The organism is Kluyvera genomosp. 2, assembly GCF_036759865.1.
In the GTDB taxonomy this organism is placed as follows: domain Bacteria; phylum Pseudomonadota; class Gammaproteobacteria; order Enterobacterales; family Enterobacteriaceae; genus Kluyvera; species Kluyvera ascorbata_B.
Genome location: NZ_JAPKIA010000001.1, coordinates 350,660 through 369,613 on the forward strand (window position 1 = coordinate 350,660; position 18,954 = coordinate 369,613).

18 protein-coding genes are annotated in these 18,954 nt (G+C 57.6%); 9 read left to right on the plus strand and 9 right to left on the minus strand.

Annotated elements, in window-relative coordinates; all coding sequences use genetic code 11:
• Positions 1–150: 150 nt before the first annotated feature.
• The 7 genes from V6942_RS01755 to V6942_RS01785 all read right to left on the minus strand — a co-directional run bounded on the left by V6942_RS01755 (position 151) and on the right by V6942_RS01785 (position 7,205).
• On the minus strand, positions 151–834 hold the full coding sequence (locus V6942_RS01755; RefSeq protein WP_106928697.1) for a hypothetical protein: 684 nt from the start codon (positions 832–834) through the stop codon (positions 151–153).
• A 187-nt stretch (positions 835–1,021) separates the two neighbouring features.
• A complete protein-coding gene (locus V6942_RS01760) occupies positions 1,022–1,333 on the minus strand; it encodes an ArsR/SmtB family transcription factor (protein ID WP_106928858.1) in 312 nt (103 codons plus the stop codon).
• A gap of 90 nt (positions 1,334–1,423) precedes the next feature.
• Positions 1,424–2,551, minus strand: a complete 1,128-nt coding sequence (locus V6942_RS01765) for an alkene reductase (RefSeq protein ID WP_333500749.1) — start codon at positions 2,549–2,551, stop codon at positions 1,424–1,426.
• 110 nt (positions 2,552–2,661) lie between these two features.
• Positions 2,662–4,494 (minus strand): diol dehydratase reactivase subunit alpha, encoded by a 1,833-nt coding sequence (locus V6942_RS01770; protein WP_106928701.1) that lies wholly within the window; start codon positions 4,492–4,494, stop codon positions 2,662–2,664.
• A gap of 11 nt (positions 4,495–4,505) precedes the next feature.
• A complete protein-coding gene (locus tag V6942_RS01775; protein WP_182965693.1) occupies positions 4,506–4,937 on the minus strand; it encodes a diol dehydratase small subunit in 432 nt (143 codons plus the stop codon).
• Positions 4,934–5,524, minus strand: coding sequence for a propanediol/glycerol family dehydratase medium subunit (locus tag V6942_RS01780; RefSeq protein WP_333500739.1), 591 nt, complete (start codon positions 5,522–5,524; stop codon positions 4,934–4,936). The genes V6942_RS01775 and V6942_RS01780 overlap by 4 nt, the downstream gene beginning before the upstream one ends.
• Positions 5,525–5,537: 13 nt before the next feature.
• The gene (locus V6942_RS01785; protein ID WP_106928707.1) at positions 5,538–7,205 is read right to left on the minus strand and encodes a propanediol/glycerol family dehydratase large subunit; all 1,668 of its coding nucleotides are present in this window, start codon (positions 7,203–7,205) and stop codon (positions 5,538–5,540) included.
• Between the two features lie 393 nt (positions 7,206–7,598).
• On the opposite strand from V6942_RS01785, the gene V6942_RS01790 reads away from it, so the two are divergent.
• The 4 genes from V6942_RS01790 to V6942_RS01805 are packed head-to-tail and all read left to right on the plus strand — an operon-like array spanning position 7,599 to position 10,192.
• Complete coding sequence (locus tag V6942_RS01790; protein ID WP_333500740.1) at positions 7,599–8,027, plus strand: heme-binding protein; 429 nt, start codon at positions 7,599–7,601, stop codon at positions 8,025–8,027.
• A gap of 36 nt (positions 8,028–8,063) precedes the next feature.
• On the plus strand, positions 8,064–9,227 hold the full coding sequence (dhaT, locus tag V6942_RS01795; RefSeq protein ID WP_182929154.1) for a 1,3-propanediol dehydrogenase: 1,164 nt from the start codon (positions 8,064–8,066) through the stop codon (positions 9,225–9,227).
• A gap of 60 nt (positions 9,228–9,287) precedes the next feature.
• Positions 9,288–9,653, plus strand: coding sequence for a glycerol dehydratase reactivase beta/small subunit family protein (locus V6942_RS01800; RefSeq protein WP_182929155.1), 366 nt, complete (start codon positions 9,288–9,290; stop codon positions 9,651–9,653).
• A gap of 2 nt (positions 9,654–9,655) precedes the next feature.
• On the plus strand, positions 9,656–10,192 hold the full coding sequence (locus V6942_RS01805) for a cob(I)yrinic acid a,c-diamide adenosyltransferase (RefSeq protein ID WP_106928715.1): 537 nt from the start codon (positions 9,656–9,658) through the stop codon (positions 10,190–10,192).
• On the opposite strand, the gene dhaR is transcribed toward V6942_RS01805, so the two are convergent.
• A complete protein-coding gene (gene dhaR / locus V6942_RS01810) occupies positions 10,170–12,095 on the minus strand; it encodes a dihydroxyacetone kinase operon transcriptional regulator DhaR (RefSeq protein WP_106928717.1) in 1,926 nt (641 codons plus the stop codon). The two genes, V6942_RS01805 and dhaR, sit on opposite strands and share 23 nt — an antisense overlap.
• A gap of 129 nt (positions 12,096–12,224) precedes the next feature.
• The gene (locus V6942_RS01815) at positions 12,225–13,325 is read right to left on the minus strand and encodes a glycerol dehydrogenase (RefSeq protein ID WP_106928720.1); all 1,101 of its coding nucleotides are present in this window, start codon (positions 13,323–13,325) and stop codon (positions 12,225–12,227) included.
• Positions 13,326–13,408: 83 nt separating this feature from the next.
• Between V6942_RS01815 and V6942_RS01820 the strand changes: the two genes are divergently transcribed.
• The 5 genes from V6942_RS01820 (at position 13,409) to V6942_RS01840 (ending at position 18,759) form a co-directional block, all read left to right on the plus strand.
• Positions 13,409–13,735 carry a hypothetical protein gene (locus V6942_RS01820; protein WP_333500741.1) on the plus strand — a complete coding sequence of 109 codons (327 nt, stop codon included), beginning with the start codon at positions 13,409–13,411 and terminating at the stop codon, positions 13,733–13,735.
• A 163-nt stretch (positions 13,736–13,898) separates the two neighbouring features.
• A complete protein-coding gene (gene dhaK, locus V6942_RS01825; RefSeq protein WP_106928722.1) occupies positions 13,899–14,969 on the plus strand; it encodes a dihydroxyacetone kinase subunit DhaK in 1,071 nt (356 codons plus the stop codon).
• 11 nt (positions 14,970–14,980) lie between these two features.
• Complete coding sequence (dhaL, locus tag V6942_RS01830; RefSeq protein ID WP_106928724.1) at positions 14,981–15,613, plus strand: dihydroxyacetone kinase subunit DhaL; 633 nt, start codon at positions 14,981–14,983, stop codon at positions 15,611–15,613.
• A 16-nt stretch (positions 15,614–15,629) separates the two neighbouring features.
• Entirely contained in the window at positions 15,630–17,042 is a 1,413-nt protein-coding gene (gene dhaM, locus V6942_RS01835) for a dihydroxyacetone kinase phosphoryl donor subunit DhaM (protein ID WP_182965701.1), read from the plus strand.
• A gap of 67 nt (positions 17,043–17,109) precedes the next feature.
• Entirely contained in the window at positions 17,110–18,759 is a 1,650-nt protein-coding gene (locus V6942_RS01840; protein ID WP_333500742.1) for a glycerone kinase, read from the plus strand.
• Positions 18,760–18,954: the final 195 nt, after the last annotated feature.

The following is an 18,954-nucleotide window of genomic DNA, read 5'->3' on the forward strand; positions in this document are numbered from 1 at the left end:
AAACGTTAATATTACTGCGCCCACCTTTCTGTAACTTATCGTTCTGTGCCACATCCTCTCGATATTTAACATTACATGCTATTAACCGGCAAAATTATTTAAACCACACAAACAGCATTGTTAAAATAATCGCTAAAAAACGTCTATTTATCATGTTGCATTTTCATACGCATAGCGGCACAGCGTGTTAATGCCGCGCTCTGGGCTTTTAATACCGGTATGGAGATAGAGCGCTTTTGCCTCATGCACCCAGAAGCTGCCCCCGGCTCTCGCCTGCGCATGAAACAGCGTCGCCTGCGGGTACATGGCAGACAAATTCCCTTTACTGAAGCCAAACCACTTGCGCGACACCTCGCGCAGCTCGCGAGTCGTTAGCAGTCGTCCGCCGAGGCGGTGGCAGCGCTCGCGGGCTTCTGCAAAATTATCATCGACCGCACCGTCGCCCACCAGCCAGACGCCGAGCGTAAAGCGATAGCGCTGGGTATCGCCGGTTTTGCGATTGTGCATCGTCAACACCCCTTCTCGCTCACTCGCCAGCGGGCGCCTTTTCATACGCAGCGTCACTCGCCCTTCATGATGTGCCCCGACTTCCAGCCAGCCATGGTTAAAGCTAAAGGTAACGTCATTCAGATTGAGTCCTTCATAATTACTGCTCATGGTGACGGTCGCGCCGGTAAAACCGGCGGTCAGGATACTGGCCGTGCGAAAACCGGGCGTGCTGGGGGCATGAAAGCTGATGCGCCGGAACTCATCGCGCATCTCAGCCTGCGCCGCCAGACCCGCTGACGGCAGTAAAAGCGCGGCCATCGCGACGGCCCACGGGGAAATCATCATCTGCACACATCCTGTCGTCGCTAGCGAAAATCCTGATGCTGACAGAATAGTGTGACGCATTGATAAATAAAGATAATTTACATATTCTGACGCTTTAAAACCGCGCGTGCACGGCAGTACTACCGTTCCGGCATATCGCGGTTGAATGGCCGATGAACAAGGGGAAGATTGGGAAAGACGTCGCCCGCTACAGCGACTGTTCCAGCTCGCGTAGAAATTCGGCAATGACCGACTCGTTGCGCTTGTAATAGGTCCAGGTCGCGACCTTTTTACTGGTCAGCAGCCCTGCCTTGTGCAGCTTATTAAGATGCGAAGAGATGGTCGGTTGCGACAGCGCGGTTTTATCCTGAATAAAGCTGGCGCATACGCCGTCCTGCTGCGGATCGAGCAAATGCGGATAGTCGGCAAAATGACGAGCAGGCTCGCGCAGCCAGTGGAGGATCTCCCGGCGCGTGGGGTTAGAAATGGCTTTCAGAATATCGTCAGTATTTAGCGGCATCAGGCTGGCTACGGCAAGAAAGATGGGCTGTACATTAGGCAGCGTGCCCACAAAAGTCAATGCGGGCGACGTCTGCCGCCCGCATTGCGCTTATTTCGCGCGGTAAACCGGGTAATCGGTATACCCGGCAACGCCTCCGCCAAACAGGGTATTGCGATCCACCGGGTTCAGCGGCCAGCCGTGGGCGATGCGCGCCGGCAGGTCCGGGTTTGCAATAAAGGTACGACCAAAACCGAACAGGTCGCCCAGCCCGGCATCCAGCATACGGCTGGCTTTTTCTGCGGTGTATTTCCCGGCATACATCAGGACGTTACGGAAGGTTTCCCGCAGCGCATGATAAAACTCCTGCGGCAGATCCGGCGCGTTATCCCAGTCGGCTTCGGCGATGGACAGGTAGGCAATACCCAGCTCATTAAGCTGGCGAGCCGCCGTAATGTAGGTCGTGAACGGATCCGGCTCCACCAGTCCCAGATAGACGCGATCTTCCGTAGTGCTTTCAAACAGCGGCGCAAAACGCACGCCCACGCGCTCTTTTCCTACAACCTCAATCACCGCCTGGGTGACTTCACGCAGGAAGCGCAGACGATTATCAAGGGAACCCCCGTAAATATCATCACGTTGGTTGGTATGCACGGACATAAACTGGTTGATCAGGTAGCCGTTGGCCGCGTGCAGCTCCACGCCGTCGAAACCGGCCTCCATCGCGTGACGCGCGGCGGCGGCGTACAGCGCCACCAGCTCACGGACTGCATCGGTGCTGAGCGCGCGCGGTGCGGACGGCGCAGCCAGCGCGCCGGTACCCGGCCCGGTTTCGATAAACACTTTCACATTGGTCGCCGCAATGGCTGACGGGGCGACCGGCGCGCCTTCGGCGGGCTGAAGAGAGGTGTGCGAAACGCGACCGACGTGCCACAGCTGGGCAAAGATCACCCCACCCTGCTGGTGAACGCGATCGGTGACTTTTTTCCAGCCCGCGATCTGTTCCGGCGTGTAGATCCCCGGCGTCCAGGCATAGCCCTGACCACGTGGTTCAATTTGTGTGCCTTCGCTAACCATAAACCCGGCGCTACAGCGCTGGGCGTAATATTCTGCCATCAGGTCGTTAGCGACGTTGCCCGGCTGGCCGCTGCGCGAGCGGGTGAGCGGTGGGAGGGCGATGCGATTTTTCAGATTGAAGGCCCCAAGCGTTAAGGGGGTGAACAGCGCGGCGTTTTCCATGATCTTATCCATTGCGGGTTCTCTGGCGGGCAACATCGCCCGCCGACGGTGAAACGCAGGCTACGCCTTATATCGAAACATTTCAATATTTATATATTTCAATATTTGGATTAATGACGCTCTTGCTCGCCCCCACGGCAGACCAGCCCGGTCGCAACAGCGTTGCGTGGCCCTTCCGTGCCGCGGATATTCCCCTGGCCGGCAACAACCCCGTAGTGCGACAGCGCATCGGTAATCAACTGCGGTATTTCAAAATCCAGCGACGAGCCGCCGACCAGAACGACAAAGGCGATGTCGCGGATCTCGCCTCCAGGCGATACCTGGCGTAGCGCGCGCAGACAGTTGGTTACAAATACTTTTTCTTTTGCCTGCCGGCGCACAAGGCGGATTTTTTCCAGCGATGTCTGGTTATCGATGGGCACCAGCGTGCCGTTTTTGATATAAACCACCCTGGCAAATACCGCAGGGCTGAGCGGTTCGCGGAAAAATTCGACGGCGCCGTTTTCATGGCGAATGCTGAACAGGCTTTCCACTTTCGCCAGCGGGTATTTTTTGATTTCCTCTGCCAGCAGTAAATCACTTAACCCCAGTTCGGTTTTAATCAACAGGCTCACCATATTACCGGCCCCGGCCAGGTGCACCGACCTGACCTCTCCCGCCTGATTAATGGTGGCGGCATCGGTTGAGCCTGCGCCGAGATCGAGAATCGCCAGCGGCATATCGCTGCCCGGGGTGGTCAGCGCACCGACGATCGCCATGTCGGCCTCAACGCCACCCACGTCGACCCGCGTCGCCAGCTGCTGGCTCAGCTCATTGGCAATCGCTTCCATTTGCAAGCGGTCTGACTTCACCATGGCGGCAATCCCCACCGCATTTTCCATCGAGAACTCTCCCGCCAGCCCGCCCTGAACCTTGCGCGGAATGAACGTATCAACCGCCAGCAAATCCTGAATAAAGACGGCGTCCATACCGTGACCGCTCAAGGACGCCATCACCTGGCGCACGCGCTCCAGCATCCCTCCGGCGTGCGTACCGGCTTCCCCGCGAATATCACGGACCGGCGCGCAGCCCGAAATCACCCGCATAATGGCACCGGCGCCGTCAGCAACATCGACCTGCACCGTGCGTTTATCGCCACGCACGGTGATATGCCCCGCCGGAATCACCCGCGATTTCACATCGCCCTGAGGCGTTTTCAGCACCACCGCCGAACGATTGCCTATCAGCGCCCGCGCAACGGGCACGATCATCTTCGTCTCTTCAGGGGTCAGTTGAAACCAGGTGGCGATACCATAGGGGTTAGAGAGCAATGAAATAACCTGCCCGGTCGCGGCCACCTCAACCGCCGCCAGCACCCCTTCCGGGACCTGCTCAATGAGCGTCACCTCATCGACGATCGGCAAGGTGCGTTGCAGACGATTGTTGATCAGCACGCCGTCATCCTGTTGCAGGATCACCGCCACCACGTTAATGCCGCGATCGAGCGCGGCGTTTAGCTGCCACGCCGCCTCCATAAAATCAATCTGGCGGCCGATTAGCGGGATCCAGCCTTCGTCATAACGCGCCCTGGGCAGCGATGCCAGATGATTGAGGCTAATGGTGGTGCCCACGCCCAGCCCTTCGCCACCGGGGGTCTGCGGATTGTGCCCAATCATCGTCGATTCAGTGATGATGGTCTCGGTGATGGTTTCCATGGCCACATCACCGATCACCGGTGCGGCCTCATTGAGATAGACGCGTTCCAGCGCCTGCGGACTGCGGCCCGCTTTTTCCAGCGCCTGATGGAGCGAGGCGATCACGCCGTTGATGTTCTCGCGCGTACCTTTGGTACCGGTCGTGGCAACAATACCGCTGGCCAGAAAGCGTGGTCCGTGTGGTGTGGAGTCCGCTAATGCCACTTCCGTGGTGGCATTGCCGATATCAATTCCCGCCATTAACGCCATTATGCCTACCCTTAATCTTCTTTTTTCCGCAGCTTATCGCGCTGGCGATAAACCTCCGCCGCCTCGCGGACAAAATCCGCGTTGACCGTGGCCTGATACTGCTGTTCCAGCTCGTCGGCAATGGCAAGCAGCGCCTGTTCGGAAGAGCGGTACGGGCGCAGCGCATTGTAAATTTCGAGGATCCGGCCATCGGGAATCGCGATCAGCTCCCCGGCGCGGCGCAGATTGCGGGCTATCGCATGGCGGTGCATCTGTTCAGCTATTTGTGCCTGATATTCCAGCGTTTCCCGTGAGATACGCACATCCTGCGGCCCAATCTTCCCGGCAAGGACATTTTCGAGAGTAATCTCGGTTAACGGCTTACCGGTAGGCGTCCGGATGCGTTCCGGGCAGCGGGAGGCCAGCGGATAATCGGCGGCAGTCATCGTGGTTTTATTGCTCATACGTCCTCCCGGGTAATGTCAATCTTCAGCGCGACAGGTTTGGCGTTCGGCACGACGTGCTTAGTTTCTTTAATGTGGAACAACGCTGCTTTTGCCATAAATTTCGGCCGCACCATCTGGTCGTTCACCACCGGTACCGGCGATGGCGATTCTTTACGGGCATAACGTGCGGCGTTTTTTCCTATCTGGCGGTAGGTTTCCAGGGTAAGTAACGGAGCCTGCGAGAAGAGCTCCAGATTACTGAGCGGCAGCAGGTCAAGCTGGTGAATCACGGTTGTACCTTTGGATTGGATACCAATACCGATTCCTGAACCGCTCAGGTTGGCTGCATCCCAGGACATAAACGAAACGTCCGAGGTCCGTAATACCCTGACCACTCTGGCATGGAGCCCTTCTTCTTCTACACCGGCGATCAGTTCCTTGATAATCGCTTTATGCGGCATATCAATCAGCGTGCGATGCTGAAATTTATCAAACGCCGGGCCGACGGCAATCACCACTTCGTCCACGCGTTCACCCGCTTTCGCGACCCCGTTCTCGACCAGGTTAAGCGTAAAAACCGGGCGTTTACTCTGTGTTGTATCCATTGCGTATCCCCGTTTACTCGATGCTGTCCGGTTGAATGACCGTGGCAATGTTTTTGATCTCTTCCCAGCGCTCTGGCGACAGGCGGTAGCCCGTCCCCGGCCCCTGATAGTCATTGACATCATTGACCGCGCTCACGACTTCAAACTGGCGGTCGAGAATGGCGGATGTTTGCAAGTAGTCACCGGTGACGCGCTGGCGCAGCATCGCCAGAATATTGTTAGCGACATCATCAAAGCCGTTTATGCTCAGAGCCTTAACGATATCGAGCCCGGTGATGTTGCGCTGCATCATGTCCTCGACCGCGCTGAGATCCTCCACCACATTGCGCGACGGCATGTCCTTACTGCCGTGGGCGTAAGTGGCTGCCGTCACTTCTTCATCGGTAACCGGCGGGAGCCCGAGCTCGCGGAATACGGCCTGCACCGCGCGTGCGGCCTTGTTACGAATGGCAATGGTCTCCGCCTCTGAGACCGGGCGCAGGCCGCCATCGACCATCAGGTCTCGTTGCAGAATGTTGTAATCATCAAAGTCTTCCGCATCGAAGTTCGATCCGGCAAACATGTTGTCGTAGTTCGGCACCGCGCTGTAGCCGGAGAAGATAAAATCGGTCCCCGGCAGCATCTGCATCAGGGTACGGGCCGTGCGGCGAATATCTGAATGAGAGAAGGTTTGATCGTTGGCGGAAGCCACTTCGAGGTCGAGCATCGAAGCAATCAGGTTTTCAGCCAGCACTGCACGAATGCCGGATGGCACGGCGCCTGTCATGCCGATGCAGCTTACCGCCCCGTTCTGCAGCCCCTGAACGCCCGCACCTTTGGTGATAAAAATACAGCGCGACTCGAGGTACAGCATGGATTTACTCTCTGCATAGCCCATCAGCGCCTCAGAGCCTGTTCCGGAGGTGTAGCGCATTTTCAGCCCGCGCGAGGCGTAGGCTGATGCGAGAAAACCCTTCGACCACGGCGTGTCATCGCCATCGGTGAACACCGCTTCGGTTCCGTAGACAGAGACCGTTTCCGCATAGCTGGTAAAGCCGCGCATGCCCAGCTCCAGCTCCGTGGCCTCTTCCACTGAACACTGGGTTAACACACCAGGCCGACCGGACTGGGAGCCAATCAGCAGCCCCAGCGCGTTAAACGGCGCATAGCGCGCAATCCCGACGGTGGTTTCTTGTTCAGAAAAACCGCGGATCCCGGCTTCAGCGGCATCCGCAGCAATTTGCACGGGATTATCCTTCAGGTTGGTAACGTGACATTGATTAGACGGCGTACGGCGGGCGCGCATCTTTTGCATCGCCATCATCATCTCCACCACGTTCATATGCGCCATCACCTCTACGGCTTTGGCTGGCGTAATGGCGGTCGTTATCTTGATGATCTCAGCGCGGTCAACGTGGATATCCACCAGCATGCGCGCAATGGTTAGCGCATCAAGAGACATCGCATGCTCGGTTTCATTGATGTTAATGGCGTAGTCCGCGATAAAGCGGTCAATCATGTCAAAATCGGCGCGCGCTTTGCCGTCCAGTTCCACAATGCGCCCATTTTCCACTTTTACCGATGACGACGGATCCCAGGGGCTGCCCATCGCGATCAGCCCTTCCTCTGGCCATTCGCCGATCAGCCCATCCTGGTTTACCGGCCGTTTTTCAAGGACTTCAAATCGTTTTGATCGTCTCATTTTCTCTGGCTCATAAAATTAAAAATAGCGCCCGGCAATGCCATGCCGGGTGAGAATGATCGGCAACTTAAAGGGTCGAGAGGCACAAACAAATTAAATAAATTACGTTCCATTTTGATACGCATTTTTATTAATGTGTTTCAAATTGGAACTGCAAAATACGATTCACGAGGCAAATGTGATATTCGGCCGTCGCCAAATCAAAAATGACGCTAAAAATACTCTCCCACTGAAATAACGTACCTATTTCGCACCGTTGACTTAGTCTTTTTTTTGCCAAAAATAACACTAAAGCGTTAATGCCGTTTTCGACATTTCATCCTTCACGACACAACCTTTTATTAATTTATAACTACTGCTATTAACAAACTACGGATTAGGTCAGGAGTAGCCATGAATAAAAGTCTTTCTCGCGCCACCGTAAGCCTGGCGATGGCCAAAGCCATGGCGGCAGAGGCTGAAAAAAAAGCCATTGAAATCAGCGTTCCGGTGGTTATTTCCATCGTCGACGGCGGTGCTCACACGCTGTTACTGCAGCGAATGGACAATGCATTGGTGACCAGCTGTGATATTTCGCTAAACAAAGCATGGACCGCATGCTGTATGAAACAGCCCACCCACGCGCTGACTGAAGTCGTGCAACCCGGGCAATCGCTGTACGGTTTAGCGCTAACCAACCAACAGCGCATTGTTATTTTTGGCGGTGGTTTTCCAATAATCGAAAAAGGCGAAATTATTGGCGCCATTGGCGTTAGCGGCGGCACCGTCGAGCAGGACATGGAAATAGCCAGCGCGGCGCTGGACTATTTTAAAAAGAATTAATCACGCTAATTCATTCATTATTTCAGAAGGTGCAACATGAGCGACCGTATGTATGATTTTCTTGTTCCCAATGTGAATTTCTTTGGCCCGGGGTCAGTCTCGGTGGTGGGCGAGCGCTGCAAACTGCTGGGCGGTAAAAAAGTCCTGCTGGTGACCGATAAGGGGCTGCGTTCAATAAAAGACGGCGCCGTCGATCGGACCGTGAAGCATCTGCACGAGGCCGGTATTGAGGTCGTGATTTTCGACGGCGTAGAGCCAAACCCGAAAGACACCAACGTTCTCGACGGGCTGGCCATTTTCCGCAAGGAACATTGCGATATGATTATTACCGTCGGCGGCGGTAGCCCGCACGACTGCGGTAAAGGTATCGGCATTGCCGCGACCCACCCGGGCGATCTCTATCAGTATGCGGGTATTGAAACCCTGACCCATGCGCTGCCGCCCATTATTGCCGTCAATACCACCGCCGGCACCGCCAGCGAAGTCACCCGCCACTGCGTGTTAACCAACACCAAAACCAAAGTAAAATTTGTCATCGTCAGCTGGCGTAACCTGCCTTGCGTGTCAATCAACGACCCGCTGCTGATGCTGGGCAAACCGGCGGGGCTGACTGCCGCTACCGGCATGGATGCGCTGACCCACGCGGTGGAAGCCTATATTTCGAAAGACGCCAACCCGGTGACCGACGCGTCGGCCATTCAGGCGATCAAACTGATTGCCACCAACCTGCGCCAGGCGGTTGCGCTGGGGAGCAATCTCAAGGCACGTGAGAACATGGCGTGCGCTTCGCTGCTGGCCGGCATGGCGTTCAATAACGCCAACCTCGGGTATGTCCACGCGATGGCGCACCAGTTGGGTGGTTTGTACGACATGGCTCATGGGGTAGCGAACGCCGTCCTGCTGCCGCACGTTTGCCGTTACAATCTGATCGCTAACCCGGAAAAATTCGCCGATATCGCCACCTTTATGGGGGAAAATACCGCCGGACTGTCCACCCTCGACGCCGCAGAGCTTGCTATCAAGGCCATTACCCGTCTCTCTAAAGACGTCGGTATCCCTCAGCACCTGCGCGAACTGGGCGTAAAAGAAGCGGACTTCCCGTACATGGCCGAAATGGCGCTCAAGGACGGCAACGCGTTCTCTAACCCACGTAAAGGGAATGAAAAAGAAGTCGCCGAAATCTTCCGCCAGGCGTTCTGATCCTGTCGCATCGCGGGCCTGTAGGCCCGCTCTTTTCCTTTCCCACGTTTGGAGCGATGTATGCCAAATCCCGGTATTTCCGCCTCACCGGCGGTGCATCTGTGTTATTACCACAGCCTCGTCGATAGCAATATCCTGCGCCAGATTTGCCTTGGACTGGAAGAACAAGGGGTGCCCTGCCGTCTCCAGCCCTGTTCCCACGACGACAGCGCGCTGGCGTACGCGCGTGCAGCGGCGGCGCGTTCAGCCCTGCAAACCGGCCTGGGGGTTAATGTTAACGGCGAAGTGGTCCTGACCCACCAGCAGTATCCGGCGGACCGCGCGTTGCGTCGCTGCTCACCGGGTAGCTCATCTGCCCAGTGGCGCAATATCGGCGCAAATGCCGGGCAGTTAGTGAAAGTGATCCCGTTTAGCGAGGCACAATAAGCATGTACCGTATCTACACCCGAACCGGTGATAAAGGCACCACCGCCCTGTTTGGCGGCAGCCGAATCGATAAAGACGACATCAGAGTAGAAGCCTACGGCAGCATAGATACCCTGATCTCGCTGCTTGGCGTTTGCCGCGCAGCCAGCGAGAAGCCGACGATTTGCCGCACGCTGCTGCGCATTCAGGAAGAGCTGTTTGTCGTCGGGGCCGAACTGGCCAGCGATGAGCGCGGCGCCGCGCGCCTCAGCCGCCTGATTGCCGCCGAAGACATTGCGCGACTGGAGCAGGAAATTGACCACCATATGGCGGCCACTGGCCCGCTGAAGGCTTTTGTGATTCCGGGTAAGACGCTGGCCTCGGCGCAGCTGCACGTTGCCCGCACGCAGGCCCGGCAGATCGAGCGTACCCTGGTCGCCATGGATCGCCGCAGCCCCTTGCGCGAGGCGCTCAAAAGCTACATGAACCGCCTGTCGGATGCGCTATTTGCGATGGCGCGATTCGAGGAAGGCCCGCTTACTCTTGATGCCGACGTTTAAACTGGCTGACGTCTATCTCAAACTGCTTCAGCTTGCGCCACAGGGTGGTGCGCCCGATATTCAGCAGATGTGACATCTCCTGAACCCGGCCATGGGTGATCCTGGCGGCGTGAATAATCGCTTCCTTTTCAATAGCCGAAATGCTCATCCCGGCAGGGGTCGCCGCGCTGTTGGCCGCAGTACCGGGATGGTCGTTGAATAACCAGCCGGGCAGGTTGCTCAGCCGAATGTGGCCGTGCTCGCTGCTGATGGCAATATTTTCGATAATGCTATTCAGCTCAAAATCATTTCCCGGCCACGAATAGGCCACCAGCCGTGCCAGCGCGTCGTCATCCACCTTGAGCCGGGAGGAAAAGCGCCGCTCCAGCGTGCGCAGCCGGCTGTGAACCAGTGAAGGAATACTGTTACGCCGCTCGCGTAGCGGCGGAATGCTGATTTCAAAGGAGTGCAGCGCATAGTAAAGCTGGCGGCTAAAGCGGTTTTGTTCCACCAGGTTCGCGAGATCCATGGTGGTGGTCGCGATCACTTTCACATCCACCGGGATCAGCCGTCGGGCATCCAGACGCGTCACGACCCCTTGCTTAATGACCTGCAGCAGCACCGATTGCAGCTCCGGTGCAAGATACTCGACTTTTTCCAGAAACAGCGTCCCGCCGGAGGCCAGTTCAAGGCGGCTCAGGCGGCCATTTTCTTCTTCCGTCGCGCTGCTGCCCATAAAGTCTACGCCCAGCGCGTTATCGGCATACAGCTGGCAGTTCACCGCAATAAACGGCCCCGCCGCCCGCGCGCTTTCATTATGAATCGCCTGGGCAATCAGCTCTTTGCCGACGCCCTCTTCCCCGCACATTAACACCGGGAAGCTGCCGCGCGCGGCCTGGCGGCCAAAGTGGATCACGCGGCGGGTTTCCGGGTCGTCCGCCGACATCTGCGCGAAGGTGTGGCTCACTTTGCCTAGCTGACTGGTCATCAGCTGGCGCATTTGCTCAACCGGGTGCAGCAGCAGGATAAAGCTGGTGCCCTGCGATTCGACAATCGGCTTGAGCGTGATGACCGCATCGACAAACTGGTGCTGACTTTCGAAAGTCACTTCTGCGTGGCTTAGCGGCCTGGCGTGCTTGATGGCACGGCGCAGCAGCGCGGGGAGCGTCACCAAATCGCCGATATTTTTCCCCTGGCTGGCCTGACCATCGAGATGCAGCAGGCGCGCCGCCTGAGGATTAATAAACTGTAATATCCCCTGCTCATTCCACGCCATCACCCCATCGTCCATGCTTTCCAACAGGCCGTACATCTGGTTTAGGTGGCGATTCGACTCTGCCAGCAGGCTATCGGTCAGCAGCGAGTTGCCGACTTCTCGGGCCATCGCCAGGGTCAGCGAGAGATCCGCCGCGCTCGCCTCCTGCGTAAGACAGCACAGGGCGATAGAACCAGACAGCCGGCCATGATTGTCAAAGATGGGCGTCGAACAAAATGCCCAGGGGAACAGCGCCTGCTTAAAATGCTGCTCCCCCTGCGTTTTAATCGGCTGCCCCACCAGCGAGGCCAGCGACAGCGCGCAGGTGCCGATGATGCTTTCCGCACAGTAGCTGCCGGGCAGGAAGCCAAGCGCGTCAAGCTGCTCAAGGGTGTCGGGGTGACCGCAGCGGGTGAGAAGGCAGGCGGACTCATCCAGAATAAACAGCGCGCACGGGCGGCTGTCCATATATTCCCATGCGTCTTCCAGCGCCGCCTGTCCGATGGTCAGCAGCGCCGTCTTGCGTCGACCGATCGACTGAAACGTCAGCCCCTGCGCCTGGTGCGGCGTGGTCCAGGTCTCGCGCTGCATCATTTTGCCGCAGCGATGCCAGGACGGCGCGATAAACGACGACGGCGCCGATTCGGCGCGTTGATTCTGCATGGTCATACTCTCTTCTTGAGTGCCGAGAACGGCAAATCCATAAACGCAACAACCCCCGGCGCCGGGGACCGCTCGCCAGGGGGAAAACCACAACGCAGGTGGCACACCAACCGGGTTAACGGTCGGTGGAAAATTTTACTTCGCGGCCAGCCATTCCGCGCCCAGACGATCGGCGGTCAGAATGGCGCCATACACGCTGTCCGGGGTCACCGGGAACGGCATATTGTGAATGGTCTCGCCCTCCGCACAGGTGGCTTTGGCCACCGCGGCAATTTTCGCTTCAATCCCGTCCTTCACGCCCATCTGGGCCAGCGTAACCGGCAGCCCGACCTTCTGGCAGAAGCCCAGCACGGTTTCAATTTCTTCCATCGGGCTGTTTTGCAGCACCAGCTGCGCCAGGGTCCCGAAGGCAACTTTCTCACCGTGGTACAGGTGGTGGCACTCTTCCAGAATCGTAAAACCATTATGGATAGCATGCGCCGCCGCCAGGCCGCTGCTTTCAAAACCAATACCGCTCAGGTAGGTATTCGCTTCGATAATCCGCTCCAGCGCCACCGTCACGACCCCCGCTTCGGCTGAGCGACGGGCTTTCTCGCCTTCCGCCAGCAGGGTTTCATAGCACAGACGGGCCAGGTTCAGCGCCGCAGCGGTCGACTGACCGCCCGCCATACTGACCGCATGGGCGTCGTAACAGGCTTTGGCTTCAAACCAGGTTGAAAGCGCATCGCCCATCCCGGAAACCAGCAGACGAACCGGCGCTTTGGCGATAATCGCGGTGTCCATCACCACCATATCGGGGTTTTTCGGGTAAATCAGATACTCTTCAAATTCACCCGATTCGGTATAGATAACCGACAGCGCGCTGGTCGGCGCATCGGTTGACGCAATGGTCGGAATAATCACGACCGGCAGGTGCTGGTAATAGCCGATCGCTTTCGCCGTATCGAGCGTTTTACCACCGCCAATCCCCACCACCCCTTTACAGCCTTTTTGTTTAGCTATTGCCCCAAGACGGTTGATTTCCGCATGGCTGCACTCGCCGTTAAAACGTTCCGCGTGGCAGGTGATACCGTTTTCGTGCAGGCCGTTAAGGACTTTATCGCCCGCCAGCTTCATCACAAAATCATCGGCAATCACAAAAAAGCTGTCCGCCAGATTTTTGGCGTACTGGCCGAACAACGCTGATGCATCAGGACCCTGGAGATATTTTGCTGGAGACTGAATAACTTGTAGCATTCTCTACACCCTCACATTGAACTCGTTTCCATGATGGCGCCTGGCGTTGCTCGCTTCTGCCTTTACGGGAGGGAAGCATCGGCATGGCCGGCGCGGTAGACATCACTTTAGAGCGGGTGCAGCGCAAAAAAATGCTTTGCTATTTCGTTCCACAACGAAACCTAAGCCCGAAATTTTCGTTCCATGATGAAACACTAACACGCAAAGAGCGTCAGGTTTGCGATCCAGGTCCGGATCGTTCTCACACTATTGTACGCCGTAAAACGCCCTTTCCCGCGGCTTTGCCAGCGCTGAACGAAAAAAAATGCACGCCAACGCCAAAGCGGTCAGCGGCAAATACGCAACGGTGGCGAGAAAAGCTTGTTCAGGCTCTCACTTTTGCGTCCTGTCCGCAAAAAACGTTTCATTAAGAAACATTTCTCTGCAATCAGGTTTCGACTTGAAACTAAAATGAGTGGGGATTTTCTTTTTTCCATGCCAGGCCAGAATCACTCTATCGGCACACACCTGAATGCCGACCCTACGCGGAGTTGCCCACGGGCGCTCCACATCACATCCAGCGGAGTACACATAATGAAAAAACTGATTAACCGTGTGGAAGAGGTATTAACGGAACAACTGGCCGGGCTGGCAAAAGCGCACCCGTCACTGAAATTGCATCAGGATCCGGTGTACGTGACCCGCGCCGATGCGCCGGTCGCCGGGAAAGTGGCGCTGCTCTCCGGCGGCGGCAGCGGCCACGAGCCGATGCACTGCGGGTTTATCGGCCACGGTATGCTGAGCGGCGCCTGTCCTGGCGAAATTTTTACGTCGCCAACCCCGGATAAAATGTTCGAATGCGCGATGCAAATTGACGGCGGCGAAGGCGTACTGCTGATTATTAAAAATTACACCGGCGACGTGCTGAACTTTGAAACGGCCACTGAACTGCTGCACGAAAGCGGCATTAAGGTCACCACCGTGGTGGTGGATGATGACGTCGCCGTGAAAGATAGCCTGTATACCGCCGGGCGTCGCGGGGTCGCCAATACCGTGCTGATTGAAAAACTGGTCGGCGCGGCGGCTGAACGCGGCGACAGCCTGGACGCCTGCGCCGAGCTTGGCCGTCGGCTCAATAACCAGGGCCACACGCTCGGCATTGCGCTGGATGCCTGCACGGTACCGGCAGCGGGCAGGCCGTCGTTCGAACTCAATGATAATGAAATGGAGTTTGGCGTTGGGATCCACGGCGAACCCGGTATTGACCGCCGCCCCTTCACGTCGCTTGATGACACCGTGGACGCCATGTTCGCCACGCTGCTGGAAAATGGCCAGTACAGCCGCACGCTGCGTCAGTGGGATACCGTCAACGGCAGTTGGCAGGAAGTGACCCAGAGTAAACAGGCGCTGCAAAAAGGCGATCGGGTGATTGCCATGGTCAATAACCTCGGCGCCACCCCGCTTTCTGAACTGTACGGCGTCTATAACCGTCTCGAAAGCCTGTGTGGTGAAGCCGGGATCGTCATCGAACGCAACCTGATAGGCTCCTGGTGTACCTCGCTGGATATGTCAGGTTTTTCCATCACCCTGCTGAAAGTAGATGAGGATATTCTCACTCTGTGGGATGCCCCGGTTCATACCCCTGCCCTCAATTGGGGTTGCTAAGGAGATCTGCAATGTCACTGAACAGAGAAAACATTGTCGACTGGCTGTATCGCTGCGGCGAAATTTTCACCACCCAGTGTGACTTTCTGACCGGCCTGGACCGCGAGATAGGCGACGCCGATCACGGCCTCAACATGCACCGCGGTTTTAGCAAAGTCGTCGAAAAACTGCCGTCTATTGCCGACAAAGACATTGGTTTTATTCTTAAAAACACCGGCATGGTGCTGTTGTCTAACGTCGGCGGCGCCAGCGGGCCGCTGTTTGGCACCTTCTTTATTCGTGCCGCACAGGCTACTCAGGCGCGGCAAAGCCTCTCGCTCGACGAGCTCTATTTGATGATTCGGGAAGGCGCAGACGGCGTCGTCAGCCGCGGCAAGGCGGAGCCGGGCGATAAAACCATGTGCGATGTCTGGCTGCCGGTCGCCGACTCGCTGCGGCAATCCAGCGAACAGCATTTGTCGATCGACGCTGCGCTGGACGCAGCCTGCGACGTGGCGCAACGCGCCGCACAGTCCACCATTACCATGCAGGCGCGCAAGGGCCGTGCCAGCTATCTGGGGGAGCGCAGCATCGGCCATCAGGATCCGGGGGCGACCTCGACGCTGTTTATGGTGCAAATGCTGGCCGCTGCGGCAAAAGCCTAAGATAAAGGATAAGGCGATGGTAAACCTGGTAATCGTATCTCACAGCGCCCAACTGGGCCAGGGGGTCGGGGAGCTGGCCCGCCAGATGTTAAGAGGTGATGGCTGCAGGCTGGCCATCGCCGCCGGGATTGACGATCCCGACAACCCTATCGGCACTGACCCGATTAAGGTCATGGATGCCATTATTTCGCTCGCGGACGCCGATGCCATTCTGGTGTTGATGGATATTGGCAGCGCCTTAATGAGTGCAGAAACGGCCCTCGATCTGCTTGAGCCTGAGATCGCGGCGAAGGTACATTTGTGCCCGGCTCCGCTGGTTGAAGGCGCGCTAGCCGCTGCGGCCAGCGCCGCAGGCGGCGCGAGTATCGACAAAGTGATTTTTGATGCACAGACCGCGCTGCGGGCCAAACGCGTTCAGCTTGGCTTCCCCGCACAGGAGACGGAGGACGACGCCGCGTCGGGCGAAGAGAGCGACTTCAGCGACGCACAGTCTATTACCGTTGAAATTCAGAACCCGAATGGCCTGCACGTTCGTCCGGCGGCCCGGCTGGTCGAAGGGCTTGGCGGTTTCAACGCGGCGCTGCTGCTCGAAAAAGACGGCAAATGCGTGAAACCCGACAGTATCAATCAAATTGCCCTGCTGAAGGTTCGCTGCCACGATCGGGTACGTCTGATTGCCAAAGGCCCGCAGGCGCAGGAAGCGCTGGCGGCGTTTCGGGCGCTGGCAGAGGATAATTTTGGCGAACGCCTGGCGGCTATAGCACCTCCGGAAGACCGCCCGAGCACGCCGTCTACGGCAAGCGGCCAGGTCCTGCACTATCAGCCTGCCGCCTACCCGGTCGTACGTACGGCAAATGGGCGAGCAGAAGACGAATTTCGCCGCCTGAAAATCGCCGTCAGCCGTACCTTAGACGATCTCGCGGGCCTCACGGCGCTGGCGGCCGAAAAATACGCTGACGATATTGCCGCCATTTTCGCCGGCCACCAGACCCTGCTCGATGATCCGGAGCTGATGAAAGAGCTGGAACAGACGCTGCGTGAACAGAAGTGCAGCGCAGAATGGGCCTGGCAACAGACGATGAGCGCACTCAGCCAGCAGTATCAGGCGCTGGACGATGCCTATCTTCAGGCACGGTATATTGACGTCGACGATATTCTGCACCGCACCCTCGGGCACCTGCTCGATGCCGCCGATAGCGCGCCAGCGCTGCTGCATCGCACGATCCTGATTGCGGATGATATCTACCCTTCCGTGGTGCTGCAGCTTAACGCTGAAAACACCGCTGCCATCTGCCTGCGGCAAGGCAGCCCGCTGGCTCACGGGGCCCTCATCGCCAGACAGGCCGGTATTCCCTGGCACTGCCAGCAAGGCCCGGCTTTCGACACGCTGCGCAACGGCGACCCGTTGACGCTTAATTTCACGCTTTAATCTCCCCGGCAATGTTCTGCGCAGCGCGCTGCGCAGGCTTGCTACAGCCAAAATTCAGGAATCTGTTATGTCGCAATTTTTCTACAATCAACGCGAAAACCTTGTTAATGACGCTATCGAAGGGGCCATTATCGCCAGCCCGTGGAATAACCTGGCCCACCTGGAAAGCGACCCGGCCATTCGCATCGTGGTGCGCCAGGATTGGGATAAATCAAATGTCGCGGTGATTTCCGGCGGCGGTGCCGGCCACGAGCCAGCGCATACAGGTTTCGTGGGTAAAGGTATGCTGACGGCTGCGGTGTGCGGCGACCTGTTTGCCTCGCCTAGCGTGGACGCCGTGTTGACGGCCATTCAGGCGGTCACCGGCGATGCGGGCTGCCTGCTGATTGTTAAAAACTACACCGGCGACCGTCTTAACTTCGGACTTGCCGCCGAGAAAGCCCGCCGTATGGGCTACAAAGTGGAAATGGTGATTGTCGGCGATGACATCTCATTGCCGGATAACAAACACCCGCGCGGTATTGCCGGTACTCTGCTGATCCACAAAGTGGCCGGTTATTTTGCTGAAAATGGCTACAACCTGGACACCGTCACCCGCGAAGCACGGCTGGCGATGGCGCGCGTGTTCAGCATCGGCGTGGCGCTGGCAAGCTGTCACCTTCCCGCAGATCCGAATGACGGCGTGCGGCATCATTCCGGCCAGGCCGAACTGGGCATGGGGATCCACGGCGAACCGGGTGCCAGCATCGTCGACACGCAGAATAGCGTTGAGATTGTACGCATGATGGTAGACAAAATTCGCGCTGTGCTACCGGATACCGGGCGGCTGGTGCTGATGCTGAACAACCTCGGCGGCGTGTCGGTCACGGAAATGGCGATTATCACCCGCGAGCTGGCGCACAGTGCCCTTGGCGCCCGTACCGATTGGTTAATCGGCCCGGCAGCGCTGGTCAGCGCGCTGGATATGAAAGGTTTCTCCATCACGGCAATGGTGCTGGAAGAAAGCATTGAAAAAGCGCTGTTATCAGAAGTCAGGACCGCAGGCTGGCTGCCGCCGGTGCGGCTGCGCGCGCAGCGTACTCAGCCCTGCGCCATTCGCAGCGCCCGGGTAGAATTTACGCCGTCGGAAAATGCGCTGGCGGGCCACTATGTTGAAACCGTTACGGCAACGCTATCGGGCCTTGAAGCCGAGCTGAACGCGCTTGATGCCAAAGTGGGCGACGGCGACACCGGCTCTACCTTTGCCGCCGGCGCACGCGAGATTGCCCACCAGCTGCATCAGCACCGCCTGCCGCTGGCACAGCTGGATACGCTGTGTGCACTCATTGGCGAACGCTTAACGGTGGTTATGGGCGGTTCCAGCGGCGTGCTGATGTCAATTTTCTTCACCGCCGCAGGCCAGGCCATTCACGAAGGCCAACCCTTCGTCGCGGCCCTTCAGGCGGGCCTGACGCAGATGAAATTTTACGGCGGCGCCGACGTAGGCGATCGCACGCTGATTGACGCGCTCCAGCCCGCACTGGAGGCGCTGGCCCAGCAGCCAGACAATCTTAGCACCGCCTATCTGGCGGCACAGGCTGGCGCCGACGCCACCGTCCACGCCACCCGCGCCAATGCAGGCCGCGCATCTTACCTGAACAGTGACAGTCTGGCGGGCAATATGGACCCGGGGGCACACGCGGTGGCCATGGTGTTTAAGGCGCTGGCGCAGCGGTAGTCGGGAGAGAAAATGGGCACCCGCATGGAGCAGCGGGTATTTTATTCTTTCGCAAACAATTGCTGAATTGTACGTACATAAACGCGGGACGATAAATATCGTACCCGCGTGAGTTAATCATAAAGGGTTGAATGGCCAGGGGAAGGTGCGAACAAGTTCCTGATATGAGATCATCATATTCATCCGGAGCGCATC

What these genes read in the sequence shown, in the direction of transcription:
- V6942_RS01770 (WP_106928701.1), bottom strand. Translation starts at nt 4,494, where the DNA reads ATGGCGTTAATGGCGGGAATTGATATCGGCAATGCCACCACGGAAGTG.
- V6942_RS01765 (WP_333500749.1), bottom strand. Translation starts at nt 2,551, where the DNA reads ATGGAAAACGCCGCGCTGTTCACCCCCTTAACGCTTGGGGCCTTCAAT.
- V6942_RS01780 (WP_333500739.1), bottom strand. Translation starts at nt 5,524, where the DNA reads ATGGATACAACACAGAGTAAACGCCCGGTTTTTACGCTTAACCTGGTC.
- V6942_RS01755 (WP_106928697.1), bottom strand. Translation starts at nt 834, where the DNA reads ATGATGATTTCCCCGTGGGCCGTCGCGATGGCCGCGCTTTTACTGCCG.
- V6942_RS01815 (WP_106928720.1), bottom strand. Translation starts at nt 13,325, where the DNA reads ATGCTACAAGTTATTCAGTCTCCAGCAAAATATCTCCAGGGTCCTGAT.
- dhaK (WP_106928722.1), top strand. Translation starts at nt 13,899, where the DNA reads ATGAAAAAACTGATTAACCGTGTGGAAGAGGTATTAACGGAACAACTG.
- V6942_RS01800 (WP_182929155.1), top strand. Translation starts at nt 9,288, where the DNA reads ATGCCAAATCCCGGTATTTCCGCCTCACCGGCGGTGCATCTGTGTTAT.
- dhaR (WP_106928717.1), bottom strand. Translation starts at nt 12,095, where the DNA reads ATGACCATGCAGAATCAACGCGCCGAATCGGCGCCGTCGTCGTTTATC.
- dhaL (WP_106928724.1), top strand. Translation starts at nt 14,981, where the DNA reads ATGTCACTGAACAGAGAAAACATTGTCGACTGGCTGTATCGCTGCGGC.
- dhaT (WP_182929154.1), top strand. Translation starts at nt 8,064, where the DNA reads ATGAGCGACCGTATGTATGATTTTCTTGTTCCCAATGTGAATTTCTTT.
- V6942_RS01775 (WP_182965693.1), bottom strand. Translation starts at nt 4,937, where the DNA reads ATGAGCAATAAAACCACGATGACTGCCGCCGATTATCCGCTGGCCTCC.
- V6942_RS01805 (WP_106928715.1), top strand. Translation starts at nt 9,656, where the DNA reads ATGTACCGTATCTACACCCGAACCGGTGATAAAGGCACCACCGCCCTG.
- dhaM (WP_182965701.1), top strand. Translation starts at nt 15,630, where the DNA reads ATGGTAAACCTGGTAATCGTATCTCACAGCGCCCAACTGGGCCAGGGG.
- V6942_RS01785 (WP_106928707.1), bottom strand. Translation starts at nt 7,205, where the DNA reads ATGAGACGATCAAAACGATTTGAAGTCCTTGAAAAACGGCCGGTAAAC.
- V6942_RS01760 (WP_106928858.1), bottom strand. Translation starts at nt 1,333, where the DNA reads ATGCCGCTAAATACTGACGATATTCTGAAAGCCATTTCTAACCCCACG.
- V6942_RS01790 (WP_333500740.1), top strand. Translation starts at nt 7,599, where the DNA reads ATGAATAAAAGTCTTTCTCGCGCCACCGTAAGCCTGGCGATGGCCAAA.
- V6942_RS01840 (WP_333500742.1), top strand. Translation starts at nt 17,110, where the DNA reads ATGTCGCAATTTTTCTACAATCAACGCGAAAACCTTGTTAATGACGCT.
- V6942_RS01820 (WP_333500741.1), top strand. Translation starts at nt 13,409, where the DNA reads ATGGCCGGCGCGGTAGACATCACTTTAGAGCGGGTGCAGCGCAAAAAA.